This window comes from Pseudomonas sp. TWI929, assembly GCF_039673335.1.
Lineage (GTDB): Bacteria > Pseudomonadota > Gammaproteobacteria > Pseudomonadales > Pseudomonadaceae > Aquipseudomonas.
The window spans coordinates 1-23287 of the sequence record NZ_JBDJLK010000002.1; the positions used below are offsets into that span (position 1 = coordinate 1).

The following is a 23287-nucleotide window of genomic DNA, read 5'->3' on the forward strand; positions in this document are numbered from 1 at the left end:
GTCCGAGTTTTAATCGCCTGTCCCCGGCCCCGCCGACTGGCCGGCGCACCGCGCTCCCAGTGTTATTACTGGCCTGGTGGCCGGGGGTACCCCCGCGAAAGGGCCGGTACAGGCTGCACAATCTTTGTTAGCTTTGGCGCACAACTACAGGGAATGTGCCATGAGCAGCCTCACCCAACCCGCCACCGCCTTTCGCCACACCGCAGCCGACGGCTACAGCCTCGGCGGCTTCATCTGGCGCCACGCCCTACCTGACCGCCAGCGCCCGCTGGTGATCATCAACGCTGCCACTTCGGTACGCTGCCGCTATTACTCACGCTTTGCCGACTACCTGTTCGCCCAGGGCTGCGATGTGCTGACCTACGACTACCGTGGCATCGGCGAATCCCGCCCGGCTTCGCTGCGTGGTTTTCAGGCGACCTGGAGCGACTGGGGCCGGCTGGATTTCGAAGCCATGCTGGCGCATGCGGCAGAGCGTTTCCCCGGCCAGCCGGTGGACGTGGTAGGGCACAGTTTCGGCGGTTGTGCAGTAGGCCTGGCGCCGTCGGCGGGCCAGGTACGCCGGGTGGTGATGGTGGGCGCACAGTTCGCCTACTGGCGTGATTACGCCGCCGACCAGCGCTGGCAGTTGTTCGGCAAATGGCATGTGGTGATGCCGCTGCTGACTCGGGTGTTTGGCTACTTCCCCGGCAAGCGCTTGGGTTGGCTGGAGGATACGCCATCTGGCGTGGTGCATGACTGGACCACCCGTACCCCGCGTTATGAGCAGCGGCCCAGCGGTCGGGTGTTGGCGATGCTACCGTTCGCCCAGGTGCGGGCGGCGACGCTGGCCATCAGCCTGACCGATGATCCCTTTGGTACAGTGGCGGCGACCGAGCGGTTGCTGGGTTATCTGCAGGGGGCTGAACGCCGGCACCTGCGCATTGCACCTGTGGATATCTCGGTCGAGGAAATTGGCCATTTCGCGTTTTTCCATGATCGGTTTCGCGAAAGCCTGTGGCCGGTGGCGTTGCAGTGGTTGGAGCGGGGCGGGTTGGTAGAGGGAGTGCCGGGAACCCTGATCGATTGATGTCGGTTTTGATAATTTGGGGCCGCTTTGCGGCCCATCGCGACGCAAGGCCGCTCCTACAGGAGACCGCGTTCCCTTGTTGGAGGGGCTTGGTGGCGCGATGGGCTGCAAGGCAGCCCCGACTACCTCAAGCCTTGCGCGACAGCGGCTGCGCGGCAAACTTGACGCCGGCCAGCCCATGCTTGATCAGCGCACGGATGTTGCCGTGATCACTGCCCTCAGGCGTGGCCAGCACATCCCGGTAGTGCTCGCCAAAGGCCAGCAGTGCTTCCTGATCGCTCAACCCTTCCAGCAAGGCCAGGCCCAGGGTCTTGCACGAACCTTCGTTCTGCCCGGAAGCATTCTCCACGCCGCCATTGTTGAAGGCCTGCGGCTGGTAGCTGTAATTGTCGGCAATGAACGCCAGGGTGTCGGCGAATGCGTGTTGGCCGCCGGCCAGGCTGGTGCGCAGGGTGTTCAGATCAGTCATGAGGTTTTCCTTTTTCGAACGCCGCTTGTTGTTCGGCGCTGGCTTCTTTCTGGTATTGGTCTTTCCACTCGGCGTAGGGCATGCCGTATACCGCTTCGCGGGCGTCATCCAGGCTCAGGTCAAGCTGGCGCTCGTCAGCCGCGGCCTTGTACCACTTGGACAGGCAGTTACGGCAGAAACCGGACAGGTTCATCAGGTCGATGTTCTGTACGTCGGTGCGCTTTTGCAGGTGTTCGACCAGGCGCCGGAACGCGGCGGCTTCGAGTTCGAGCTGTTGCTGTGGGGTCATGGGCGTCTCTCAGGTCATGCGACTCTTCAGGTGGCGGCCACCGTTGATGACCACCTGGCTGCCGGTGCTGTACTGGCTGGCGAGCAGGTACTTGACCGTCTCGATCAGCGGGCCGGCGCCGGGTTCGAATTCCAGCAGGGCCTTTTTCAGGGTTTGCTGGCGGTAGGCTTCATCGCCCCCTTCCTTGAGGATCAGCAGCCCGGGCAGGATACCGTTGACATGCACCTTGGGCGCATATTTTTCGGCGAACGACAGCACCATGTTCTGCAACGCGGCCTTGGTGGCGGCATAGCCAATGTGGCTTTTGCTGCCGCGTGAAGAGGTCTCGTCGCAGATGTGGATGATGTCGGCCTTTTCCACCTTGGCCAGCAGGTCGCCCAGGGCCAGGTTGAGGTGGTAGGGCGCTTCGACGTGCAGGCGGAACATGGTCTCGAGGTTGTCGAGGCCATCGTCCAGCCACAGCGAAGCATTGTGGACAATGGCACGCAAGCCGTCGTAATGGTTGTGCAGGTGGTCGATCAGCGCCTGGCGGTCGGCCGCCTGGCACAGGTCGGCCTGGAACTGCACGATGTTAGGGTGGGCCGCTTGTGGCTGGACACTGCGGCTGGCACTGACCACCGTATGGCCGGCCTGTGCCAGTTCTAGGGCCAGGGCCAGCCCGACGCGCTGGCTGGCTCCGGTAACGAGAATGGGGCTGTTCATGTTCGGGGCGGTCAACTTGTCTGTCCTTTGGTTGCCGCCCAGCATACCCGAACTGTTTCCCTGTTGTATGGCCTGGCCTCAGCGGCTGCGCAAGGCACCCGCGGTGGCTGGGGTGGCATGCAGCCAACCGGCCAGCAGGCGGGTGGACAGAGGGATGAACAGGTAGACCATCACCGGTGTCAGGGCCAAGGTGCTGAGCAGTACCCGGGGCACCAGGTCGAGCCCTGCCAGCCAGTGGCCGAACACCACGTTGAACGCCAGCGAGACCGGGAAGAACGCTAGCCAGATAGCCGCGGCCTGTTTCCAGCGCGGCGGTTTTTGCACCATGTTGGTGCCGAACCAGTCATCGATGCCGCTTACGCGCGCCTCTTTGGGGCGTTCGAACAGGCCATTGCCGCGTTGCAACCAGGCCCGACGCGAGGCGGAGTGCTCCCAGGCATGCAGGGTGGGCTCGTCGCTGAAGCGGAAAATGATCTGGAATTCGTCGCCATCGCGGGGCGGGGCGAGGATGCCCGAGCCGAGGTAGCCGGGGAAGTCGGTGGCCAGCTGCTCGCCTTCATGCAGCCAGGCCAGCAGGTCCTGGTAGCGGCCATGGGCGGCGCGGCGCGATACCATCAAGGTGACGGGTGGGGTAGACATCGTGTATCTCCTGGCAACGGGGCTGGCGGGTAGCTGGCCCCTTTGGCTGCGTGGCCCGGGGTGGTGGGCGACGCAGGCGTGCATGCAAGAATCGGGCGCGGATTATCGCGCATGTAAGATCTTCGGCAAATGTCAGCCGGCAAACGGTTGCAGCCCTGTGGGCGCTGCAGTCGTAGTAGACTACGCGTTCAACTTTCGCGCACAGGGTATCTCGTGCAGATGAACGAACAGGGACGTAATCCGGCGATCGATGCGGGCCTCGTGCAGCAGGACCTGTTTCCGATCCGTGAAGTTTCCCGCCTGACGGGCGTCAATGCCGTGACCTTGCGCGCCTGGGAGCGCCGCTATGGTCTGATCCAGCCAACCCGCACCGACAGTGGCCACCGCCTGTACTCGCAGGCCGACATTGATGATATCCGCCGCATCCTCGGCTGGCTGGAGCGCGGTGTGGCGGTGAGCAAGGTCGGCAGCATCCTTGCGCGTGGCCATGCCCTTGCCGGGCAGGCTGTCGGCCTGACAGGCACCTGGCTGCACTGGCAGCAGCAAATTCGCCAGGCGGTGCAGCACTTTGACCTGGTGAGCCTGGACCGCCTGTTCGACGAGGTATTTGCCGCCAGTACCCTGGACCAGGTGTTCGCCGAGGTGTTCATGCCTGTGTGGCACGACCTGGCGGTTGGCCTGGGCGGCTACGGGCAGGCCAGCGAGTGGCTGTTCCTCGACCAGTTCCTGCGTGGCCGGGTGTTTGCCCGCTTGCAGCTTGCCCATGTGCCGCGTAGCCGCACGGTATTGCTGGCGCCGTTGTCGGGGCAGTGCCAGGAGCTGGAGTTGCTGGTGACCAGCCTGACCCTGGGCAGCGACGACATTGGCGTGACGCCGCTGGCGAGCGGGCAGCCGCTGCAGGAGCTGGCGTTGGTCTGCGAGCGCCTGAAACCGGATGCTTTGGTGTTGTTTGCCCACCAGCCGCTCACGGCGGAACTCACCCGGCGCCTGGTGCGCCTGGCGGCCGTGCTGGCATGCCCTTCGTTATTGGCCGGTGAAGCGGCGGAACTGGCACAACACAGCCTGGCTGGCAGCCCGATCGCCTGCCTGGGTGCGCAGGGGGGTGTGATGCGTCAGCGTTTGCGGCAGTTTCTGGCCGGTCAGCTCGATACTTGAGTGTGCAGCTCGGGGTGGGCCTGGCGATGGGCCTGGAGGATGTAGTCGCGCAGGCGCTCGATCTCTTCGGTCGGGCTTTGGCTGAAGTCGTAGGCCGCCAGGTCTGGGCCGATGCGCCGGCCCAGTACGCCATGCAGTTCGATAGGGCTGATGCCGCCAGGGGCGAAGCTCAACTCGAAGCGGGCAGGGGCTTGCGGCAAGCCGCGCAGTTCCAGCAACGCGCCCTTGAACGAAATTTCACGCACCCACAGGCCGCTTTCCTGCTCATGGGCATCGAGCAGTGCACTCGGCTGATCCAGCGTCAGGCGCCAGGGGCGCAGCATGGGGCCGTCTTCGTAGATTTCCGGGGAGCCCACTTGCAGGTGCAGGGCGTGGAATTCGTCTTCCACCAGTTGCAGTGGGAAGCTGATCTGCTGGTTGTTGAACTGGGCCTGCAAGGTCACTTGTTCATTGGTCACCAAGCGAGTGAGCAAGCTCTGGATGCGGCGGTCGCCATTAACCAGCAGGCTCGACATGGAGTCGGCCAGGTTCAATTGCGGCGAATGCTGCATGTTCTGTATGAAGTCCAGCTCGTCCTGGGTCAGGAGCGCTTCTGCTTGCATGATCGAACTCGGTGGTAGCGATTTCTTCAACGGGATTGACCGTGCATGGCGTACTTGGTTCAGGTACGTTCGTCGGGTTTCGGACGAGCGCGCAGTTCGGCCAGTTCCCGTTCCAGTTCGACCTGGCGGCTGACGTCTTTCTGGATACCGATAAAATAGGTGCGTTGTTCGGTGTTGTGCCTCACCGGGGTGATCGACAGCTCGTTCCAGAAGGCGCTGCCATCCTTGCGGTAGTTGCGCAGTATTTCGCGGCACGGGCGGCCTTCGGCCAGGGCCTTGCGGATACGGGCGCGGCCAAGCTGGTCACGGTCGCCGGCCTGCAGGAAGCGGCAATCCTGGTAGAGGATTTCGTCACGGCTGTAGCCGGTAAGGCGTTCGAAGGCGGCGTTCACGTAGATGAGGATGGTGTCGTCGCCTTCCTGTTCGGCGACCACGATCCCGTCATTGGACGCATCGACCATGGATTGCAGCAATTGCGCGTTGATCATGTTCGGGCCATTTGGCGAAGAAGGGCTGAGGCTGGCGACTTTGGTAGAGGCGGCCTTTTGCCAGCGCTGGATGCTAGTATCCTACGTTTTCACTCAGTTTCGGAATCCTCTACCCGATGAAAGTCGCCATTATTTCCGGATCGGTCTACGGCACCGCCGAAGAAGTCGCCCGTCACGCTGAATCGCTGCTCAAGGCCGCGGGCCTGGAGGCCTGGCATGCAGCGCGTGCCACCTTGCAGGACCTGGAAGGTTTTGCCCCCGAGGCCTTGCTGGCCGTGACCTCGACCACCGGCATGGGCGAGCTGCCGGACAACCTCATGCCGTTGTACAGCAGCATCCGTGACATTCTGCCTGCGGCCTGGCGTGGTTTGCCGGGTGCAGTGATTGCGCTGGGCGATTCCAGCTATGGCGATACCTACTGCGGCGGTGGCGAGCAGCTGCGTGAGTTGTTTGCCGAGCTGGGTGTGCGCGAAGTGCAGCCGATGCTGCGCCTGGACGCCAGCGAGACGGTAACCCCGGAGGCGGATGCCGAGCCTTGGTTGGCTGAGTTGATCACTGCATTGAAAGCCTGACGGGCCTCTTTTGCTGTACCGGCCTCTTCGCGGGTAAACCCGCTCCCACAGGGGGAGCGCAGCTTCTGAGTGCTGTGCAGTACCTGTGGGAGCGGGTTCACCCGCGAAGAGGCCAGCAAGGCCAATTCATTCCTTGCTATAAGGCACTGGCCATTCGCGCAATAAGGCCAACCACGCCTGCGCCGCCCGTGACAGGTACGCCCCGCGCCGCCAGATAAAGGCGATATCCCAGCGCAAATCCCCCGGCGAACGCAGTGGCAAGCGCACCACCCCGGGGCGCTCCAGCGCTTTTGCCACCACTCGGGGCAGCAACACCACGCCTTGGCCTGCCGCTACCAGCGCCGCCAAAAAATCCGCCTGGCCACTGCGCCCACCTTCCTTCGGGGTAAACCCCTGCTGCTGGCACGCCTTCATCAGCCGGTCATTCAGCACGAAGCTGCGTTGGTACAACAGGAACGGTGTATCGGCCAGTTGCCCCAGGTCCACTCCGTCCAGGCCCGCCAGGTCATGGCCGGCCGGTAGCAAGGCATCCAGTGGTTCGTTGCAGAACGGTTGATAGTCAAACGCCTCGTCACTGGGCGTCAGGCTGCCGCCCAGCTCCAGTTCGCCAGTTCTGACCGCCTGCTCGACGCTGCGGCTGCCGCCTTCAAGCAACTGGACCGCGATGTTCGGGTGGCGCCGCCGATACTCGGCGAACAAGCCGGCGAACAAGGCGTCACTGCCCAGCATCGGTAAGCCCAGGCGCAGCTCGCCACGCTCCATCTGGCTGAGGTCGTCCAGTTCGTTGAGCAGCGCCTGGCGCTGGCGCAGCAGGGTTTCGCCACGCTCCAGCACGATGCGCCCGGCAGCGGTCAGGTGCAGCTGCGAAGCCTGGCGCTCCAGCAGTGGCTGGCCCACATCTTGCTCCAGCTGGGCCACCTGCTTGCTCACGGCCGACTGGCTGATGTGCAGGGTCTGCGCCGCCTGGGTAAAACCACCACGGTGGACCACTTCGATAAAGCTGCGCAGCTGTTTGAATTCCATGCTTTGGATTCCATTCTGGAATGGCAATCAGTCTAACAATTCGCTTCTGGCCTAGGCAGCCGAATCTTAAAATGAGGGCCTGTCGAGGAACCCGTCCATGAAACCCGCGTTACTGAAAAAAGCCCTGCGCCTGCTCGTCGAGCTGGCCATTCTCTGTGCCCTGTTCCTGCTGGGCGGCCAGCTTGCCACCTGGCTGGGCTGGCCGATTCCTGGCGGCGTGGTGGGCCTGGCAGTGCTGCTGTTGCTGTTTGCCTCAGGGGTGCTCAAGCCGGCCATGCTGCAACTAGGCGCCGGCTGGCTGATGGCCGAGATGCTGCTGTTCTTCATCCCGGCACTGATGAGCCTGCTCGATTACGGCACCCTGCTGCGCGAAGAAGGCTGGCGCATCTTGCTGGTGATCGCCGTGAGTACCCTGATGGTCATGGTGGTGACCGCGCTGACCGTGGAGTTGGTGTGCCGTTGGAGTCTGCGCCATGAGCCTTGAACCGATGCCGCTGTTCTGGCTGGCCCTGACCTTGCTGGCCTATCTGGGCAGCCGCTGGCTGTACCGGCGCAGCAAGCGCTACCTGCTGTCGCCGCTCATTCTGGTACCGGTGCTGCTGCTGGCGGTTGCCGTACCGCTGCATACCGCCTATGCCGAATACGCGCGCAACACCCACTGGCTGATGAGCGTGCTTGGCCCGGTGACCGTGGCCTTCGCCGTACCGATCTGGCAGCAGCGGGCCATGCTGGCGCGCAATTGGCCGGCATTGATGGTGGGCATGGTGGCCGGTAGCAGCGCCTCGATCGCCAGCTCCTGGGGGCTGGCGCATTTGCTGGCGCTGGACAGTGCCACCAGTCTGTCGTTGGTACCTCGCTCGATCACCACGCCGTTTGCCATGCCGCTGGCCCATGACCTGGGGGGCGTACCGGAACTGACGGCGGTGTTCGTGATGTTCACCGGCGTGCTCGGCGCCATGTTCGGTGGCGTGTTGCTGCGTTGGTTGCCACTGCGCACACCGCTGGCGCGGGGCGCGCTGTTTGGCGTCGGTGCGCATGGAGCCGGGGTCAGCCGGGCACAAGAGGTGGGCCGCGAGGAAGGCTCGGTGGCCGGGCTGGTCATGGTCCTGACCGGGCTGTTGAACCTGTTCGCGGCACCGCTGCTGGCCATGCTGCTCTGACCGTTCGTGCCACTGACTCGCTCAGTCATCAAGCTGGCTGGCAATGCAACTTCCAGCCTATGAGCTGCTGGCTATGCTCAGCCTCGACATAGAGAGCACATGTAAGTGCCGAGGTGACATGCAATGACCGCAGCCTTGCCCTATTCCGCCAACACCACTTCACCGGGACCGTTCTGATGCCTATGGCCGAAATTCCATTGTGCGTCTGGCGTACCCGGGGACAAAGTTTCACTTTCCGGGGCCAGAGCATCCGCTACTGGACCGCAGGGCAAGGAGAGCCCCTGCTTCTGTTACATGGTTTCCCCACCGCCAGCTGGGACTGGCACTACCTGTGGGGGCCCCTGAGCCAACGCTTCCGGGTGATCGCCTGCGACATGCTTGGCTTTGGCGATTCGGCCAAACCGGTCGATCACGCCTACAGCCTGATGGAGCAAGCTGACTTGCAGCAGGCCTTGCTCAGCCACCTGCAGGTCGACCAGCCGGTGCACTTGCTGGCCCACGACTACGGCGGCAGTGTGGCCCAGGAGCTGCTGGCGCGGCGCCATGAACAGCGTGCCGACATTGCCAGTTGCGTATTCCTCAACAGCGGGTTGTTCCCCGAAAGCTGCCGCATGCTGTTGATCCAGAAGCTGCTGCTCAGCCGAGTGGGTTGGCTGGTGGGGCGCTCGTTCGGGCGTGACGACCTGGTACGCAACGTGACCCAGGTCTACGGCCCTTGCACTCACCCCAGTGAAAGCGCGTTGGATGACTGCTGGAGCCTGATCGTCGCCAACCGGGGCACGCGCATCCTGCACAAGCTGGTGGGCTACATGCCCGAGCGCAGGTTGCACCGCGAGCGCTGGGTCGGGGCGATGCAGCGCGAAGGCGTGCCATTGCGCTTCATCAATGGCGCGGTTGATCCGCTTTCCGGTGCACACATGGTTGAACGCTACCGGCAACTGGTGCCGGAGCCAGACACCGTGCAATTGCACGGCATCGGCCATTACCCGCATACCGAAGCGCCGATGCAGGTGCTGCGCCATTACCTGGCCTTTCGTGAACAACCGCTGAGCTACCCCCAGCAGAAGGTGGCGTGGTCCTGACCGGGCCCCGTATCCATCGCCCTGCGTTATTGCCAGGCATTCAGCCTGCGTGAGCTTGATTGTCCGCCCGTCGTTGGCGGCGGACACTCGGCTTACCTGAACCTGCCTGGAGCCCTGAGCATGAGCGAACCTGTCCGTCTGCAAGATCGCGTGGTGATCGTCACTGGAGCCGGCGGCGGCCTGGGCCGTGCCCATGCGCTGCTGTTTGCCGCGCGTGGGGCCAGGGTCGTGGTCAACGACCTGGGCGGCTCCACCCACGGTGAAGGTGCCAGCGCCTCTGCCGCTGACCGGGTGGTGGCGGAGATCCGCGCTGCCGGTGGCAGCGCCATTGCCAACCATGACTCGGTCAGCCACGGCGCACGTATCGTCGAGCAGGCGCTGGACAGTTTCGGCCGGGTCGATGTGCTGGTGAACAATGCTGGCATCTTGCGCGACAAAACCTTCCACAAGATGGATGACAGCGACTGGGAGCAGGTCTACCAGGTGCACGTCGAGGGTGCCTACAAAGTTACCCGTGCCGCCTGGGCGCATTTGCGCGAGCAGAACTGGGGGCGGGTGATCTTTACCGCCTCTACCTCCGGCATCTACGGCAACTTCGGCCAGGCCAACTACGGCATGGCCAAGCTTGGCCTGTATGGGCTGACCCGCACCTTGGCCATTGAAGGGCGCAAGCATGGCATCCTGGTCAACGCCATCGCCCCCACGGGCGGCACCCGCATGACCGAAGGGCTGATCCCGCCCCAGGTGTTCGAGCGGCTCAAGCCGGAGCTGGTCAGCCCGCTGGTGGTGTACCTGGGCAGCGAGCAGTGCCAGGGCACCGGTGAACTGTTCGAAGTGGGCGGTGGCTGGGTAGGCAAGGTGCGCTGGGAGCGCAGCCTGGGGGTGGGCTTTGATCCGCGCGAAGGCTTCACCCCGGAGCAGGTGGCGGAGAGCTGGGCACGGATTGGCGACTTCGAGGGGGCCGTGCATCCGCAGGACAGTTTGCAGGCACTGCAGCAGATGATGGCCAACCTGCAGAAGTATCCGCTGAGCTGACAGCCCAAGAAGTTGCGGCTCAGCCGGGCAGGGCCCCCTGCAAGGTGATCAGCGAGCTGCCCAGCAGGGTATTGATCAGCGCCAGTGCGGCGACCACTACCAAGGCTACCAGCAGCACTGTCATCTGGATCCAGCGCCGGTGGCTGGCTGCGGCGATTGGGGACAATTGCACGGCCATTTCGATCTTGCCCGGTGAGCCCATCAGCAGGAACGCGGCGGCTACGTTGTGCACCGCGATGAAGCCGAGTACATCAACGCCGAGCGAGCGGGCGATTTCACCCTGGGTGGTGGCGAACATTGCATTGGCGCCGCTGTTGGAACCGGTGACGAAGCCCCCAATGGCGCCAACGAAAGGTGCCGCAACCAGGTAGGCCGAGCCGGTTTGTGCCAGCGCCTGGGCCAGGTAGGCCGCCATGCCAGAAACCGCCATCAGGATACCCAGGCCGATGAATAAGCCGGTTACAGGGGCCACCTTCGTCCAGGAGGACCACGCGCGTTGGCGCACCGCGCACAGCGGCAACCCGCGGCAGAACCAGAGGGCCGCGACGAACAGCCACAGCGCGGGTGAAGCCAGGTAGCGCCAGTGCTCGGGCAGCCCGGCCGTGCGCACCAGCGCACCCGCCGCCAGCACGCCGCCCAGCAGGATCGCGTAGCTGCATAACGCACGGCGCCCTGCGGGGTCGAGTGCCACCGCCTGTGCGGCAACGTTGCCGCGCAGCAAGTGCAGGGTGATCACCAGCAGTGAGCCCAGCGCGCCAGCAGGTGCTGTACCGAACAGCATGTTGGCGACCAGTACCGCGACGGTCAGCAGGATGCCGGACAATAGCCCCTGCAGCACCGCTGCCAAGCGGGCTTCAGGTGGGCTGGCGAGCCAGGCCGCAACCACCCCGGTGACAACAAACGGGACCAGGCTGAGGATGGCCGAGGCCACGCCCAAGTCGTGGAATGGCACCTGGGCCATGGTGGCCGCAATCAATGTGCCCGGCCCCATCGAGCCCCAAGGTACGGCGCACAGCCCCAGCAAACCAATGACGGCAACCTTGCGTGCCGGCAGGCCGAAATGCGCCAGCAGCGGGATGGCGATGGTGACGCCGATACCAAACCCGGTCAGCGACTCGGCAAACGGCGTGATGCCATGCATCACCAGTAGCACTGCGCCAACACCTTGGCCAGAGCGCCCACGTATCCAGTTGGCCAGTGCGGCCTGGCCCCCTGCCTGCTGCAAGGCTTCCGACAGCAGCAGCCCGCCGCCGACGATCAGTAGAACCTCGGCCAGGATGGGCGCCCAGCGCAGTATGGCAGGGGCGATGCCCTCTACGGGTATCGGAAACGCCAGCAGAATTGCCAGCAAGGCTGACGCGACACCGAGCACGGCTGCGTACAGGGAGCGCAAGCCAAGCGCTAGCGCCAGAAGGGTGGAGAGTACGGGCAAACCAGCGAGCAGAGAGGACATGGTGAAATCTCTATTTGCGTATATGCAATAAGATTTGCATATATGCAAATATTCCGCAAGATGGCGCCATGCCTTCCTGTGCTGTGCCAGAATGGCCAAGGCCGCTGGGCCAGAGCACAAATTAGCAAGGGGCACGGTTTGGAAAGTGAGCTGCAAGAACAGGACATTTATTTCGGCAACGCGGTGCGCATGCGCCGTACACAGCTCGGGGTTACCCTCGACCAGTTGGCCGAAACCAGTGGCGTATCGGCGGCGGCGTTGTCACGGGTCGAACGCGGCCTGCTCAGCCCCAGCCTGCGCAATGCTTTGGCTATCGCCCGCGGGCTGGGATGCGAGCTCAACGAACTGGTGGAGCGCGAAGGTGCGCAGGTTACGCGTGCTGGCGACAACCTGCGGTTCTACGATGAAACCAGCGGCATCGAGCGATTGGCGTTGGCCCGCCCCAGCGCCGATGTCGAGTTGCTCGCCTACACCGTCCCGGCGGGGGCAACCTCAAGCCGTTTTGCCGCGCATGCGCCGGGCACCCGCGAGATTTTCCACATTTTGACCGGGCGCCTGGAGATTCATACTGCGCAGGAAACCATCACCCTGAACGCGGGGGATACGGCGATCGTGCGAGTTGACTCGGAACACTGGTTCAAGGGTATTGCAAAGGGGCCGACGCGGGTCATTTTGACAGTGGTCGGGGGCTAGGGCAGGTGCATGGCTTGATGTGGGTGGCGGCGCTCGATCTCACAGGCAATGAAAATGATAGGGCAAGCACCCAGCAGCCCAAACGCATTTTCACTCAGCAAAAAAAAAGGCCACTGCAAGCCGCAGCGGCCAATCGAGACGTCAGATCAAGGAGCTTCAAAATCTACGTCGGTGAACCTCGCAGGCCTGAAAGGCGGGGGGGAGTGCCCTTCATGCCGGCCAGTGAGTTAAGAATAAGCGCTTGATCCTGTAGGAAAAATAGCCGCTTATGACATTCACCTTTACGTATCGGGCAATAGTGCCGCAGGCACTCAACCGGCGGGCGAATAGCCCATGCGCCAGCTGGTTTCCCGCGCTGCCGCCAATAGCCTTTGCGCCGCCGGGCCATGCTCGTCGGCATGGAAGATCGACGTGGGCCCGACCACGGTCATTACCGCAGCGACTTGCCCCATGGCATTGAACACTGGGGCCGACAGCGCATCCACGCCTGGCATCAGCAGCCCGTGCACATGGTGCAGGCCACGTTCGCGAATGCCCGCCAGTACCGCCTGGTAGTCATCGGCGCTGTGCTGCAGGGCGGCCAGCTCCTGGTCACGCAACTCCACGGTCTCGCGCTCGGGCAAGTAGGCGGCGAATACCAGGCCGGTGGACGACGTGAGCAGCGGCAGTACTGAACCGATCTGCGTCACCACGGTGACTGCCCGCACCGCCGGTTCAATGCTGACCACGGTCGCGCCCCGGTTACCCCACACTGCAATGAAGCAGCTCTCGTTCAGTTCATCGCGTAATTGCGACAGCGGCAGCGCGGCGATCTTCAATACGTCGATGCTGCCCAGCGCCGCCAGCCCCACCCGCAGTGCCTCGCGCCCCAGGCCGTAATGGTTGGTGGCCGCATCCTGCTCGGCAAAACCACTGGCGATCAATGCCTGCAGGTAACGGTGCACCTTGCTCGCCGGCATCTGCACATGTTCGGCCAGGCGTGACAGCGAGGTGGAAGGGGAGAGTTCGGCAAGAGCCTTGAGGATGTCGGTGCCTACCTCCGCCGAGCGGACTTTCTGCTTGCCGTTGTCGGCGGGGGAGCTGGCTTTGGTCATGGACATTTTCTTCCGGATTCTTCAAGTCGCGCCTTTATAGCTTGACGCATTGCTCGGAGCAAATTACGTTATTCGTAATCTGATTACGATAAAAACAATGCAGACGTGCTGCCACCCCACACCGGGCCTGCAGCCAGCTGCCAGCAACGGCTCGGCCAGAGCCCGGAGGCATCGATGAATCGCGACACGTCACCCGACCTTCACTACCTCAGCGGCTTCGGCAACGAGTTTGCCAGCGAAGCGCTGCCAGGTGCCCTGCCGGTCGGGCAGAACTCGCCGCAGAAAGCCCCTTACGGGCTGTATGCCGAGCTGCTTTCGGGCACGGCGTTCACCATGACCCGCAGCGAGCTGCGCCGCACCTGGTTGTACCGCATTCGCCCGTCTGCATTGCACCCGCGTTTTGAGCGCCTGGCGCGCCAGCCGCTGACCGGGCCCCTGGGGGCGATCAACCCCAACCGCCTGCGCTGGAGCCCCCAGCCGATTCCTGCCGAGCCGACCGATTTCATCGAAGGCTGGCTGCCCATGGTTGCCAACGCCGCGGCGGAAAAACCGGCCGGCGTAAGCATCTACATCTACCGCGCCAACCGTTCTATGGAGCGGGTGTTTTTCAACGCCGACGGTGAACTGCTGCTGGTGCCGGAACAAGGCCGCCTGCGCATTGCCACCGAACTGGGTGTAATGGAAGTCGAACCGCTGGAAATCGCCGTGATCCCGCGCGGCATGAAATTCCGCGTCGAACTGCTCGACGGCCAGGCCCGTGGCTATATCGCCGAAAACCACGGCGCACCGCTGCGCATCCCGGACCTGGGCCCGATCGGCAGCAACGGCCTGGCCAACCCGCGTGACTTCCTCACTCCGGTGGCGCACTACGAAGAGGCCGAGGGCCCGGTGCAGCTGGTGCAGAAATTCCTTGGCGAACACTGGGCCTGCGAACTGCAGCATTCGCCGCTGGACGTGGTCGCCTGGCACGGCAGCAACGTGCCGTACAAGTACGACCTGCGCCGCTTCAACACCATCGGCACGGTCAGCTTCGACCACCCGGACCCGTCGATCTTCACCGTGCTGACCTCACCGACCAGCGTGCATGGCTTGGCCAACATGGACTTCGTGATCTTCCCACCACGCTGGATGGTGGCCGAGAACACCTTCCGTCCACCATGGTTCCACCGTAACCTGATGAACGAGTTCATGGGCCTGATCAACGGTGCCTACGATGCCAAGGCCGAGGGCTTCCTGCCGGGCGGTGCTTCGCTGCACGGGGTGATGAGCGCCCACGGCCCCGACGCCGAAACCTGCGAAAAAGCCATTGCCGCCGACCTGGCGCCGCACAAGATCGACAACACCATGGCCTTCATGTTCGAGACCAGCCAGGTGCTGCGCCCGAGCCTGCAGGCCCTTGAATGCCCGCAATTGCAGGCCGACTACGATAGTTGCTGGGCCACCTTGCCGAGCACCTTCAACCCGAACCGGAGATAACCCATGAACCAGAACGCCATTGCCCGTAGTTGGGTCGAGCACGCCAATGGGCATAGCGATTTCCCGTTGCAGAACCTGCCATTGGGCATCTTCAACCGGCCGGGTGAAGCCAAGCGCTGTGGCGTGGCCATCGGCGACGCCATCCTCGACCTGGAAGCGGTGCTGGCCGCCGGCCTGTTCGACGGTGCCGCCAAGACTGCCGTCGAAGCCACCCGCGGCGGGGCATTGAACGCATTCTTCGCCTTGGGCCGCAGCGCCCGTGTCGCCCTGCGCGAGCGCCTGCAGGTGTTGCTGGGCGAGCACAGTGAACACCAGGCAGCGCTGCAAGCCGCGCTGTACCCGGCCAGCGCTTGCCAGCTGCATGTACCGGCGCAGATTGGTGACTACACCGACTTCTACGTGGGCATCGAGCACGCCAAGAACGTGGGCAAGTTGTTCCGCCCCGACAACCCGCTGCTGCCCAACTACAAATACGTGCCGATCGGTTACCACGGCCGCGCCTCGACCATCCGCCCGTCCGGCACCGACGTGCGCCGGCCCAAGGGCCAGACCCTGCCGGCTGGGCACACCGAGCCGAGCTTCGGCCCATGCGCACGGCTGGACTACGAGCTGGAACTGGGCATCTGGATTGGCCAAGGCAATGACATGGGCCAGGCCATCCCGGTCGGTGATGCCGCCGAGCATGTGGCCGGCCTGTGCCTGCTCAACGACTGGTCGGCACGTGATATCCAGGCCTGGGAATACCAGCCACTGGGGCCGTTCCTGTCCAAGAGCTTCATCACCAGCATTTCGCCCTGGGTAGTCACCGCCGAAGCCCTGGAGCCGTTCCGCTGCGCCCAACCGGCACGCCCGGAAGGCGACCCGCAGCCACTCTCGTACCTGCAGGACAAGCGTGACCAGGCCGCTGGTGCATTCGATATCGAACTTGAAGTGCTGCTGCTGACCGAGCGCATGCGTGAGCAAGGCATTGCCCCGCACCGCCTTACCCTGAGCAACACCCGCAGCATGTACTGGACCGTGGCGCAGCTGGTTGCACACCACAGTGTCAACGGCTGCCAGCTGCAGCCGGGTGACTTGTTCGGTTCGGGCACGCTGTCGGGCGCTACGCCGGGTTCGTTCGGCAGCCTGCTGGAGATCACCGAAGGCGGCAAGCTGCCGGTGGAGCTGGGCAGTGGCGAGGTGCGCAAGTTCCTTGAAGACGGCGACGAGATCATCCTGCGTGCGCGCTGCACGCGTGACGGCGTGGCCAGCATCGGCTTCGGCGAATGCCGTGGCACGGTCATCGCGGCCAACTGAGGAGGCTGGGGCATGGAGCTGTACACTTATTACCGTTCCACCTCGTCCTACCGGGTGCGCATTGCCCTGGCACTGAAGGGGCTGTCTTACCAGTCCCTGCCGGTCAACCTGCTGCAGGGTGAACAGCGCGGTGCGGGCTACGTTGCCGTCAACCCGCAGGGCCGGGTGCCAGCCTTGCGCACCGACGGCGGTGAATTGCTGGTGCAGTCGCCGGCGATCATCGAGTACCTGGAAGAGGTTTATCCACAGCCTGCGCTGCTGCCGGCCACGGCTGAGGCGCGCGCCAAAGTACGTGGCGTGGCGGCAATCATCGGCTGTGACATCCACCCGCTGCACAACGTCAGCGTACTCAACCGGCTGCGCCAGGCCGGCCAGGACGAAGGCCAAGTCAACCAGTGGATTGGCCATTGGATCAGCCAGGGGCTGGCGGCAGTGGAGCAACTGATTGGTGATCACGGCTTCTGCTTTGGTGATAAGCCGGGGCTGGCGGATGTGTACCTGATCCCGCAGCTTTACGCCGCCGAACGTTTCAACATAGACCTCGACAGCTTCCCGCGCATCCTGCGGGTTGCCGCCCTTGCAGCCGGGCACCCGGCGTTCGCCAAGGCCCACCCCGCCCAGCAGCCGGACAGTCCGGCTCAGTGAAGCGAACGGTTCGCCGCCGGAAGCTTGCCGATCCGCTCGGACAGCTTCAGGCGCTGGACCGGGTCTTCCGTTAGCAGTAACGCATGCTCCAGGTCGAAGCGCTCGGCCTGTGGGCAATCCAGGTGCTGATAGAGCGAGGCGCGGGTCACGTAGTCGCTCACCTGCACCGGCCCAAGTTGCATGATCCGTTCGGCATCGATCAATGCCGCCAGATGGTCGTCGTTGCTGATGTGCAACTGGCGCAGGTTACGTGACAGGCGTTGCAGCATCTGCAGCGGGCTGGCACTGCGCATGTGCTCTGCCGTCAGCGCCACGTGCGGGCCGAACTGGCGGGCCAGCAGTTCACGGCAATCGTTGGGGTACAGGCGCCGGCCACCGCAGGGGTCGAGCAGGTGGTCGGCACCCGGTACGCGCAGCAGGAAATGGCCAGGAAAGCCCACGCCCTCCAGCGGGATGGACAGGTGGCGAGCCAGTTCCAGGGCGAGGATGGCCAGGGTCAGCGGCTGGCCGCGGCGGCGTTGCAGCACCTTGTCCATCATCGCTGCCTGCGGGCGCAGGGGGTGGTACTCATCCTGCTGGAAGCCCAGTGCATTCAGCTGGCGCAGCAGTGGCTGGGCCAGCTCGCACAGCGGCAGCATCGGCAGGTTGGTGCTGATCTCGCGCTGCAGGGCGTGCAGCGTGGCAAGGCTGGCTGCGGGCTCGACACTACGGTCGTGCTCGGCAGCAATCCACAATGCGGCTTCCAGCAGGGCGACAGGCTCGCGTTCCAGGCAGGCCAAGCAGGCTTGACGTGGCTTCATGGGGCTTCTCCACACACGCTTGAGTATTAGCTGTGGCGCGTGGTTTCGTCCAGTGGTCCGGCGGCGGCGCCTGCCTCGGGGCCGTGCCTATACTGGAAGGAGCACCTCGTTGGGGGAGCCCGTCTATGTTCGCACTGATGCAAAGCACCCGTACCCAGTCACTGCACCTGTTCAACGACCCGTCCACGGGCCTGAAGGCCGTGGTGGCGATTCACAGCGAGCAGTTGGGCCCGGCCATGGGCGGTTGCCGCTACCTGCCTTACGCCGATGACGAAAGCGCCATGACCGATGCCATTCGCCTGGCCCAGGGCATGAGCTACAAGGCCGCGCTGGCCGGCCTACCGCTGGGTGGCGGCAAGGCAGTGATCATGCGCAACCCGCATGTGGAAAACCGCGCGGCACTGTTCGAGGCCTTTGGCCGCTTCATCGATACCTTGCAAGGGCGCTTCATCATCGCCGTGGACAGTGGCACCTCGACCGTAGACATGGACTGCATAGCCCAGAGCACACCGCATGTGACCAGTACCACGGCTTCGGGTGATCCCTCGCCGCATGCGGCGATGGGCGTATTCGCCGGTATCCGGGCAACCACGTCGTTCCGGCTTGGCAGTGATGACCTGAAAGGCCTGCGGGTGGCGGTGCAAGGGCTGGGCAATGTCGGTTTTGCGTTGGCGGAGCAACTGCATGCGGTGGGTGCGGAACTGCTGGTGAGCGACCTGGACCCAGGCCGTGTGCGGCTGGCAATGGAGCAGTTCGATGCCAAGCCGGTGACCAACGATGCGTTGATCAGTACCCCCTGCGACATCTTTGCCCCGTGTGGTGTGGGGCCGGTGCTGAACGGGCAGAGCGTGATGCAGCTGCGTTGCGCTGCAGTGGCGGGGGCGGCGAACAACCAGCTGACCACCTTGCAGGTGGCCGACCAGCTGGAATCGCGCGGGATACTGTATGCGCCTGATTATGTGATCAATGCCGGCGGGCTGATCTACGTGGCACTTACCCATCGTGGCGAAGACTTGGGCACCATCACCGCGCACCTGGCGCGGATACCTACACGGCTGACCGAAGTGTTTGGCCATGCGCAGGCTGAGAAGCGCTCGCCGGCGCGGGTGGCGCAGATGCTGGCGGAGCGGTTGCTCTACGGCTGAAAATTGATGTTGGCCTTGTCGGCCTCTTCGCGGGTAAACCCGCTCCCACAGGTATCGCACAGGTCTTGAACACTGTGGAGTACCTGTGGGAGCGGGTTTACCCGCGAAGCAGGCGCCGCCGATATCACTCGGCAGCCCCACCCTCGAGCAGTTCGGCCAAGGCATCTGGCTGGCTCTTGAACGCTCGGGCAAACACATCGCGGTTCTTGGCCATGAAGATACCGGCTTCCTCGACCTGCTGCTCGGTCAGCGATGGCACTGCCTTGTGCAGCACTTCGGCCAGGCGCTCGGCCAGTTCGAGCATCTTGTCGTGACGGTCTGCTTCGGCCTTATCCATGAACAAGCGCTCCGGGTCGCGGCTGCTGCGGTACACCACTTCGACGGCCATTCATCACCTCTATGCCTTTTTGCTGGTTGTGTTGCAGTTTACTGTATCTATATACAGTAATGGCATTTGCCATCCCTGTGCAACCTGATTCTCAGCCTAGTTCACAAGTGCCTTGCGGCAATCGGTCGCCTTCCAAGGCAGGGGCCTGGCCCTTTAACTGCATGGCACAAGCGTCACACCGGTGACGCATCATCCATCAAGACGTATCGGGGAATGGAACATCGTGAACATCAAATGGGCAGAAAAACTGCGCAAGGGCTTGCACGGCTCGGCGGACTCGCTGGGCAACCTGTGCGTCGAGGCCTTCCATTACCTGGCATTGTTCGGCATCGGCGCAATCACCGCCTATGCGGCGGTAATGACCTTCCTGGATATGCTCGGCAAGGGCGGGGTCAGTGTCGATGACATCCTGCTGCTGTTCATCTACCTGGAGCTGGGGGCAATGGTTGGCATCTACTTCAAGACCAACCACATGCCAATCCGCTTTCTGCTGTATGTGGCGATCACTGCGCTGACCCGCCTGCTGATCGGCGATGTTTCGCACCACAAGGCGCCGGACGAAGGGCTGCTGTACCTGTGCGGCGGCATCCTGTTGCTGGCGTTCTCGATTCTGGTGGTGCGCTACGCCTCGTACCGCTACCCCTCGACCAAGGTGCTGGACGCCAACGGCAAGGAAGTGGAGGAGGGCAAGTAGCCTTCAGTTGGCGACGAAATGGCGCGGCTGGTGGCGGGCGTCGCGGGTCAGCGCTGCCAGCACCTGCATGGGGTTCTGGCCCAGTTCGATGGCCAGCCCCAGGCGGATGCTGTCGATCACCCGCTGCAGGCGCACTGGGTTGTTGCGCTGGGCCTGGGTGATGAGGCGCTTGGCGACCACGCCGGCGTCGTCGGACAGGGTCAGCATAATGCTGCCATCGAGGTTTGCAATGCTCAGGTTGACCCGGTATTCGGGGGCGAATGCAGCACTGATTCGTTCGAATGGGTTGTTCATGGTCATGCTTCTACGCTGAATGAATGCAGAAGTTGACCGGGAAAGTCGCCAATTGGTTCAGCGCCATTGATCAATACAAACGAAAACGCCCGGCATCAGGCCGGGCGTTTTGCATTGCCGATCAGGCGTCTGGGTCACTCAGTTCCAAGGCGCCGCGCTTGCTGCGCAGTTTGCCGTAGAAGTGTTCCAGCGCGTGGTTGAGCTTGGTGGCGGCACCGTCCACTGCCTGGTCCAGCGAAGTGGCGGTGTGGGTCACGGAAATCGGTTGGTGGCCTTTGGGGCGAGCCTCCATCTGGCAGCGTTTGTCATGCGGTCCGGGCTTGGCGCCGTTCTCGTCGCGCAGGTGCACCTCGATGCGGGTGAGGTCGTCCTCGTAACGTTCAAGTGAGCTTTCCAGTGTACTGCGGACCCACTGGTCGAGCCGGGCGTTGCCTTCGAAATGGTTGCTGCTGTTGACCTGGATTTGCATGATTCAATCCTTATTCAGCTTGCTCGCATGGAGACGCGCCTAGGCCCTTGAGACCCTTGGTATTTCTGCGTCTCTTGACTCTAAGGTCAGCCAACGGCGCAACGAATTCAAGCCCTTTTTGAAAATAAATTTCTTGTTGCAAATGGGGGCCGCACAGCGGCCCCGTACAATCGGTCAGAACTCCACCGACGTCTGCACATACAAGGTACGCGGCTCACCCACATACTTGCCCTTGTTGTTGTCATCGTAAGAGCGTGTGTAGTACTCGCGGTTGAACAGGTTCTTCACCCCTACCGCCACCTTCAGGTTCGACAGCTGCGGGCCAAAGTCATACCCGGCGCGGGTGCTGACCAGCATGTAGCCCGGGATGCGCCCGGTGCTGCCATCGGCGCTTTCCGTTCCGGTGTTGGCGTTGTCGGCGTACTGGCTGCTCTGGAAGCTACCGTCCAGGTTCAGCTGCCATGGCCCTTCGGTATAGCCCACCCCCAGGTTGCCCTTGTGCCGCGACGAGAACGGCACCTGGTTGCCCTTGTTCGGGCCGTCCTCACGGATGGTGGCATCGACGAAGGCGTAGCTGGCGTGCACGTCGAAGCCGGCCAGCGCCGGGCTCAGGCCGTCCAGTGCGTAGCGGATGCTGGTCTCGATGCCCTGGTGGCGGGTTTCGCCACGGGCGATCACCGAGTCGTTGGTCTGGTTGCTTTCGTACTGGTTGTCGAAGTTGATCAGGAACGCGCCGATCTCGGCCTGCAGGTCACCGTTGTCATAACGGGTACCCACTTCCCAGGTGCGCGCCTTCTCCGGCTTCACTTCGCCGCTGCTGACCCGGTTGGGCATCTGGCTGTACTGCACGCTGCCGAACGAACCCTCGGTGTTGGCATACAGGTTCCAGTTGTCAGTCAGGTGGTACATCACGTTCAACGCCGGCAGCGCGGTGTTGTAGCTGCCCTGGTAGCGCTGGCCGTTGAGCTTGTTGCTCTGCTCGGAATCGATCATCTCGTAGCGTACGCCCGGGGTGATGGTCCAGCGGCCGATGTCGATGCGGTCATCCAGGTAGATGGCGTGGGCTTCGGTGCTGCCGCGGGTGTCGCGGTCGTTGCGGCTGGCAGTGGTCGGCAGGTCGCCGTTGGCCGGTTCACGGAAGCGCAGTTCGTGGCCGGCTTCGTTGATGTAGCGGTAGCCGACGCCCAGTTCATGCCAGCTGTCGCCCAGGGCCAGGCCCTGCGAGAAGCGGGTTTCGATGCCGCGCACCCAGTACTCGCGCGGCGACAGCGAAACGAAGCTGCCTTGGTCCAGGTAGCCGCTACGCAGGGTCTTGGTGAAGAAGCTGTTGACGCTGAACTGGCGGTCGTCCTGCTTGTAGTCGTAGCCGAAATTGAACAGGGTGCGGCGGCCCCAGAACTTGTCTTTCAGGCGCGTCGACTGATACGGGTCGGCAGCGAAGTCGGCCGTGCTCAGGCCCCCGGGCATCTCGGCTTCGCCCTCGTAGTACTGGGCCATGGCGTGCAGGCTGTTGGCTTCGTCCAGTTGCAGCTTGCCCTTGAGGATCAGGTCGTCGATCTGTGTGTCGCTGTGCTCGCGCCAGTCACCACCGCGGGTGCCAGAGTAGAGCAGGGCGCCGCCCAGGCCGTTGGCGTTGGTGCCGCCGACCAGCAGGTTGGCGCTGTTCTTGAAACCATCGTGGCTGGAAGATGGGCTGATCTGGTTCTGCATGGCGGCCTTGAACGTGGCCTGCTCGGGGATTGCCCGGGTCACGAAGTTGACGATACCGCCGACGTTCTGTGGGCCATAACGCACTGCGCCACCGCCGCGCACCACATCCACGGCGTCCATGTTGCCCATGCTCAACGGTGCCAGCGACAGCTGCGGCTGGCCATACGGGGCGAAGGGCACCGGGATGCCATCCATCAGCACGGTCGAACGTGATGCCAGGCGCGGGTTGAGGCCGCGAATGCCGAAGTTCAGCGCCAGGTCGTGGCTGCCAGTGCCGTTGTTGTCGGGGGCGTTGACCCCGGGGATGCGGTTGAGCACCTCGCGGGCGGTGGTGGCGCCGTTGCGTTCGAACGCTTCGCGGCGCACCACGTCCCGGGCGCCGGGGTGCTCGAACACATTGTCCTGTTGCGCTTCGGCCAGCCAGTCGCCGACCACGGTCGAGGCGCCCAGCTCGACGGCACCATCTGCTGCTGGGCTGGCGGCAGGTTGCAGGCTGAAGGCGTTATCGGTTTCCTGCCGCGCCTGCAGGCCGCTGCCACGTAGCAGTGCATCGAGGCCCTGGCGCACATCGTACTGGCCATCCAGGCCTTGAGTGTTTATGCCCTGGGTCAGTTGCGAGCCGAACGAGATCAGTGCACCGCTTTCACGGCCGAACTGGTTGAGGGCGTCTTCAAGCGAGCCAGCGGCGATGTGGTAGCTGCGGGTTTCGGCGTGGGCGGCAGGCATGGCCAGGCCGAGGGTGGTGGTAAGCAGCAGGGCGTGGACGAGGGAGCTGGGGCGCAACGACATGGGTCGGGTCCTGAAAGAGGGGTTCTGCCATGTCTGTCACGCGAGGTTGGGAAAAT

Annotated in this window: 27 protein-coding genes; 13 read left to right on the forward strand and 14 right to left on the reverse strand. The window is 63.6% G+C overall.

The features are described 5' to 3' along the window. The first annotated feature begins 160 nt into the window (after positions 1-160). Entirely contained in the window at positions 161-1069 is a 909-nt protein-coding gene (locus ABE456_RS01360; RefSeq protein WP_346642384.1) for an alpha/beta fold hydrolase, read from the forward strand. 127 nt (positions 1070-1196) lie between these two features. Here the strand turns inward: ABE456_RS01360 and ABE456_RS01365 are convergent, their stop codons facing one another. From ABE456_RS01365 to ABE456_RS01380, 4 genes are read right to left on the reverse strand one after another with little or no spacing between them, the layout of a single operon-like run. Continuing rightward, complete coding sequence (locus tag ABE456_RS01365; protein WP_346642385.1) at positions 1197-1538, reverse strand: HopJ type III effector protein; 342 nt, start codon at positions 1536-1538, stop codon at positions 1197-1199. Next, complete coding sequence (locus tag ABE456_RS01370) at positions 1531-1827, reverse strand: DUF1244 domain-containing protein (RefSeq protein ID WP_346642386.1); 297 nt, start codon at positions 1825-1827, stop codon at positions 1531-1533. The genes ABE456_RS01365 and ABE456_RS01370 overlap by 8 nt, the downstream gene beginning before the upstream one ends. Positions 1828-1836: 9 nt before the next feature. Continuing rightward, positions 1837-2574 (reverse strand): dihydromonapterin reductase, encoded by a 738-nt coding sequence (gene folM, locus ABE456_RS01375; protein ID WP_346642387.1) that lies wholly within the window; start codon positions 2572-2574, stop codon positions 1837-1839. A 33-nt stretch (positions 2575-2607) separates the two neighbouring features. Beyond that, positions 2608-3168: an antibiotic biosynthesis monooxygenase gene (locus ABE456_RS01380; RefSeq protein WP_346642388.1), complete on the reverse strand. Its 561-nt coding sequence runs from the start codon at positions 3166-3168 to the stop codon at positions 2608-2610. Positions 3169-3387: 219 nt separating this feature from the next. On the opposite strand from ABE456_RS01380, the gene ABE456_RS01385 reads away from it, so the two are divergent. Beyond that, positions 3388-4323 carry a MerR family transcriptional regulator gene (locus ABE456_RS01385; RefSeq protein WP_346642389.1) on the forward strand — a complete coding sequence of 312 codons (936 nt, stop codon included), beginning with the start codon at positions 3388-3390 and terminating at the stop codon, positions 4321-4323. Here the strand turns inward: ABE456_RS01385 and ABE456_RS01390 are convergent. Both ABE456_RS01390 and ABE456_RS01395 read right to left on the reverse strand, forming a co-directional pair. After that, entirely contained in the window at positions 4308-4925 is a 618-nt protein-coding gene (locus ABE456_RS01390) for a hypothetical protein (RefSeq protein ID WP_346642390.1), read from the reverse strand. The two genes, ABE456_RS01385 and ABE456_RS01390, sit on opposite strands and share 16 nt — an antisense overlap. A 59-nt stretch (positions 4926-4984) precedes the next feature. Further along, positions 4985-5413, reverse strand: coding sequence for a PAS domain S-box protein (locus ABE456_RS01395; protein ID WP_346642391.1), 429 nt, complete (start codon positions 5411-5413; stop codon positions 4985-4987). A gap of 116 nt (positions 5414-5529) precedes the next feature. On the opposite strand from ABE456_RS01395, the gene ABE456_RS01400 reads away from it, so the two are divergent. Further along, positions 5530-5985 (forward strand): flavodoxin, encoded by a 456-nt coding sequence (locus tag ABE456_RS01400; protein WP_346642392.1) that lies wholly within the window; start codon positions 5530-5532, stop codon positions 5983-5985. Positions 5986-6111: 126 nt separating this feature from the next. Here ABE456_RS01400 and ABE456_RS01405 read toward each other — a convergent pair whose 3' ends face one another. After that, positions 6112-7008 carry a LysR family transcriptional regulator gene (locus tag ABE456_RS01405; RefSeq protein WP_346642393.1) on the reverse strand — a complete coding sequence of 299 codons (897 nt, stop codon included), beginning with the start codon at positions 7006-7008 and terminating at the stop codon, positions 6112-6114. 97 nt (positions 7009-7105) lie between these two features. Between ABE456_RS01405 and ABE456_RS01410 the strand changes: the two genes are divergently transcribed. The 4 genes from ABE456_RS01410 to ABE456_RS01425 all read left to right on the forward strand — a co-directional run bounded on the left by ABE456_RS01410 (position 7106) and on the right by ABE456_RS01425 (position 10285). Further along, complete coding sequence (locus tag ABE456_RS01410) at positions 7106-7492, forward strand: CidA/LrgA family protein (protein ID WP_346642394.1); 387 nt, start codon at positions 7106-7108, stop codon at positions 7490-7492. After that, positions 7482-8168: an LrgB family protein gene (locus ABE456_RS01415; RefSeq protein WP_346642395.1), complete on the forward strand. Its 687-nt coding sequence runs from the start codon at positions 7482-7484 to the stop codon at positions 8166-8168. Before ABE456_RS01410 ends, ABE456_RS01415 begins: the two co-directional genes overlap by 11 nt. Positions 8169-8344: 176 nt before the next feature. Further along, positions 8345-9250, forward strand: a complete 906-nt coding sequence (locus ABE456_RS01420; RefSeq protein ID WP_346642396.1) for an alpha/beta hydrolase — start codon at positions 8345-8347, stop codon at positions 9248-9250. Between the two features lie 120 nt (positions 9251-9370). Beyond that, positions 9371-10285: an SDR family oxidoreductase gene (locus ABE456_RS01425; RefSeq protein ID WP_346642397.1), complete on the forward strand. Its 915-nt coding sequence runs from the start codon at positions 9371-9373 to the stop codon at positions 10283-10285. 19 nt (positions 10286-10304) lie between these two features. Here the strand turns inward: ABE456_RS01425 and ABE456_RS01430 are convergent, their stop codons facing one another. After that, positions 10305-11738, reverse strand: coding sequence for an L-lactate permease (locus ABE456_RS01430; RefSeq protein ID WP_346642398.1), 1434 nt, complete (start codon positions 11736-11738; stop codon positions 10305-10307). A 42-nt stretch (positions 11739-11780) separates the two neighbouring features. On the opposite strand from ABE456_RS01430, the gene ABE456_RS01435 reads away from it, so the two are divergent. Next, positions 11781-12431, forward strand: a complete 651-nt coding sequence (locus tag ABE456_RS01435) for an XRE family transcriptional regulator (protein WP_346642399.1) — start codon at positions 11781-11783, stop codon at positions 12429-12431. 311 nt (positions 12432-12742) lie between these two features. Here ABE456_RS01435 and ABE456_RS01440 read toward each other — a convergent pair whose 3' ends face one another. Continuing rightward, a complete protein-coding gene (locus ABE456_RS01440; protein ID WP_346642400.1) occupies positions 12743-13525 on the reverse strand; it encodes an IclR family transcriptional regulator in 783 nt (260 codons plus the stop codon). Positions 13526-13699: 174 nt separating this feature from the next. Between ABE456_RS01440 and hmgA the strand changes: the two genes are divergently transcribed. The 3 genes from hmgA to maiA are packed head-to-tail and all read left to right on the forward strand — an operon-like array spanning position 13700 to position 16942. Further along, positions 13700-15001: a homogentisate 1,2-dioxygenase gene (hmgA, locus tag ABE456_RS01445; RefSeq protein WP_346642401.1), complete on the forward strand. Its 1302-nt coding sequence runs from the start codon at positions 13700-13702 to the stop codon at positions 14999-15001. 3 nt (positions 15002-15004) lie between these two features. Continuing rightward, a complete protein-coding gene (fahA, locus tag ABE456_RS01450) occupies positions 15005-16297 on the forward strand; it encodes a fumarylacetoacetase (RefSeq protein ID WP_346642402.1) in 1293 nt (430 codons plus the stop codon). 12 nt (positions 16298-16309) lie between these two features. Further along, a complete protein-coding gene (maiA, locus tag ABE456_RS01455) occupies positions 16310-16942 on the forward strand; it encodes a maleylacetoacetate isomerase (protein WP_346642403.1) in 633 nt (210 codons plus the stop codon). On the opposite strand, the gene ABE456_RS01460 is transcribed toward maiA, so the two are convergent. Further along, positions 16936-17742 (reverse strand): tetratricopeptide repeat protein, encoded by an 807-nt coding sequence (locus tag ABE456_RS01460; RefSeq protein ID WP_346642404.1) that lies wholly within the window; start codon positions 17740-17742, stop codon positions 16936-16938. The genes maiA and ABE456_RS01460 overlap by 7 nt on opposite strands. Before the next feature lie 125 nt (positions 17743-17867). On the opposite strand from ABE456_RS01460, the gene ABE456_RS01465 reads away from it, so the two are divergent. Continuing rightward, positions 17868-18887 (forward strand): Glu/Leu/Phe/Val dehydrogenase dimerization domain-containing protein, encoded by a 1020-nt coding sequence (locus ABE456_RS01465; RefSeq protein WP_346642405.1) that lies wholly within the window; start codon positions 17868-17870, stop codon positions 18885-18887. Between the two features lie 124 nt (positions 18888-19011). Here ABE456_RS01465 and ABE456_RS01470 read toward each other — a convergent pair whose 3' ends face one another. After that, positions 19012-19275 carry a YebG family protein gene (locus ABE456_RS01470; RefSeq protein ID WP_346642406.1) on the reverse strand — a complete coding sequence of 88 codons (264 nt, stop codon included), beginning with the start codon at positions 19273-19275 and terminating at the stop codon, positions 19012-19014. A gap of 223 nt (positions 19276-19498) precedes the next feature. On the opposite strand from ABE456_RS01470, the gene ABE456_RS01475 reads away from it, so the two are divergent. After that, on the forward strand, positions 19499-19969 hold the full coding sequence (locus ABE456_RS01475; protein ID WP_054899178.1) for a phosphate-starvation-inducible PsiE family protein: 471 nt from the start codon (positions 19499-19501) through the stop codon (positions 19967-19969). Between the two features lie 3 nt (positions 19970-19972). Here the strand turns inward: ABE456_RS01475 and ABE456_RS01480 are convergent, their stop codons facing one another. From ABE456_RS01480 to fecA, 3 genes are all read right to left on the reverse strand, one after another. After that, positions 19973-20263: a DUF3509 domain-containing protein gene (locus ABE456_RS01480; protein WP_346642407.1), complete on the reverse strand. Its 291-nt coding sequence runs from the start codon at positions 20261-20263 to the stop codon at positions 19973-19975. Between the two features lie 121 nt (positions 20264-20384). After that, positions 20385-20732 (reverse strand): HPF/RaiA family ribosome-associated protein, encoded by a 348-nt coding sequence (locus ABE456_RS01485; protein WP_110742537.1) that lies wholly within the window; start codon positions 20730-20732, stop codon positions 20385-20387. A 174-nt stretch (positions 20733-20906) separates the two neighbouring features. Then, a complete protein-coding gene (gene fecA, locus ABE456_RS01490; RefSeq protein ID WP_346642408.1) occupies positions 20907-23231 on the reverse strand; it encodes a TonB-dependent Fe(3+) dicitrate receptor FecA in 2325 nt (774 codons plus the stop codon). Positions 23232-23287 lie beyond the last annotated feature (56 nt).

Excerpts from the sequence above, each read along its gene's own strand:
- ABE456_RS01360 (WP_346642384.1), top strand. The coding sequence starts at position 161 with ATGAGCAGCCTCACCCAACCCGCCACCGCCTTTCGCCACACCGCAGCC.
- ABE456_RS01365 (WP_346642385.1), bottom strand. The coding sequence starts at position 1,538 with ATGACTGATCTGAACACCCTGCGCACCAGCCTGGCCGGCGGCCAACAC.
- ABE456_RS01370 (WP_346642386.1), bottom strand. The coding sequence starts at position 1,827 with ATGACCCCACAGCAACAGCTCGAACTCGAAGCCGCCGCGTTCCGGCGC.
- folM (WP_346642387.1), bottom strand. The coding sequence starts at position 2,574 with ATGCTGGGCGGCAACCAAAGGACAGACAAGTTGACCGCCCCGAACATG.
- ABE456_RS01380 (WP_346642388.1), bottom strand. The coding sequence starts at position 3,168 with ATGTCTACCCCACCCGTCACCTTGATGGTATCGCGCCGCGCCGCCCAT.
- ABE456_RS01385 (WP_346642389.1), top strand. The coding sequence starts at position 3,388 with ATGAACGAACAGGGACGTAATCCGGCGATCGATGCGGGCCTCGTGCAG.
- ABE456_RS01390 (WP_346642390.1), bottom strand. The coding sequence starts at position 4,925 with ATGCAAGCAGAAGCGCTCCTGACCCAGGACGAGCTGGACTTCATACAG.
- ABE456_RS01395 (WP_346642391.1), bottom strand. The coding sequence starts at position 5,413 with ATGATCAACGCGCAATTGCTGCAATCCATGGTCGATGCGTCCAATGAC.
- ABE456_RS01400 (WP_346642392.1), top strand. The coding sequence starts at position 5,530 with ATGAAAGTCGCCATTATTTCCGGATCGGTCTACGGCACCGCCGAAGAA.
- ABE456_RS01405 (WP_346642393.1), bottom strand. The coding sequence starts at position 7,008 with ATGGAATTCAAACAGCTGCGCAGCTTTATCGAAGTGGTCCACCGTGGT.
- ABE456_RS01410 (WP_346642394.1), top strand. The coding sequence starts at position 7,106 with ATGAAACCCGCGTTACTGAAAAAAGCCCTGCGCCTGCTCGTCGAGCTG.
- ABE456_RS01415 (WP_346642395.1), top strand. The coding sequence starts at position 7,482 with ATGAGCCTTGAACCGATGCCGCTGTTCTGGCTGGCCCTGACCTTGCTG.
- ABE456_RS01420 (WP_346642396.1), top strand. The coding sequence starts at position 8,345 with ATGCCTATGGCCGAAATTCCATTGTGCGTCTGGCGTACCCGGGGACAA.
- ABE456_RS01425 (WP_346642397.1), top strand. The coding sequence starts at position 9,371 with ATGAGCGAACCTGTCCGTCTGCAAGATCGCGTGGTGATCGTCACTGGA.
- ABE456_RS01430 (WP_346642398.1), bottom strand. The coding sequence starts at position 11,738 with ATGTCCTCTCTGCTCGCTGGTTTGCCCGTACTCTCCACCCTTCTGGCG.
- ABE456_RS01435 (WP_346642399.1), top strand. The coding sequence starts at position 11,781 with ATGCAAATATTCCGCAAGATGGCGCCATGCCTTCCTGTGCTGTGCCAG.
- ABE456_RS01440 (WP_346642400.1), bottom strand. The coding sequence starts at position 13,525 with ATGACCAAAGCCAGCTCCCCCGCCGACAACGGCAAGCAGAAAGTCCGC.
- hmgA (WP_346642401.1), top strand. The coding sequence starts at position 13,700 with ATGAATCGCGACACGTCACCCGACCTTCACTACCTCAGCGGCTTCGGC.
- fahA (WP_346642402.1), top strand. The coding sequence starts at position 15,005 with ATGAACCAGAACGCCATTGCCCGTAGTTGGGTCGAGCACGCCAATGGG.
- maiA (WP_346642403.1), top strand. The coding sequence starts at position 16,310 with ATGGAGCTGTACACTTATTACCGTTCCACCTCGTCCTACCGGGTGCGC.
- ABE456_RS01460 (WP_346642404.1), bottom strand. The coding sequence starts at position 17,742 with ATGAAGCCACGTCAAGCCTGCTTGGCCTGCCTGGAACGCGAGCCTGTC.
- ABE456_RS01465 (WP_346642405.1), top strand. The coding sequence starts at position 17,868 with ATGTTCGCACTGATGCAAAGCACCCGTACCCAGTCACTGCACCTGTTC.
- ABE456_RS01470 (WP_346642406.1), bottom strand. The coding sequence starts at position 19,275 with ATGGCCGTCGAAGTGGTGTACCGCAGCAGCCGCGACCCGGAGCGCTTG.
- ABE456_RS01480 (WP_346642407.1), bottom strand. The coding sequence starts at position 20,263 with ATGAACAACCCATTCGAACGAATCAGTGCTGCATTCGCCCCCGAATAC.
- ABE456_RS01485 (WP_110742537.1), bottom strand. The coding sequence starts at position 20,732 with ATGCAAATCCAGGTCAACAGCAGCAACCATTTCGAAGGCAACGCCCGG.
- fecA (WP_346642408.1), bottom strand. The coding sequence starts at position 23,231 with ATGTCGTTGCGCCCCAGCTCCCTCGTCCACGCCCTGCTGCTTACCACC.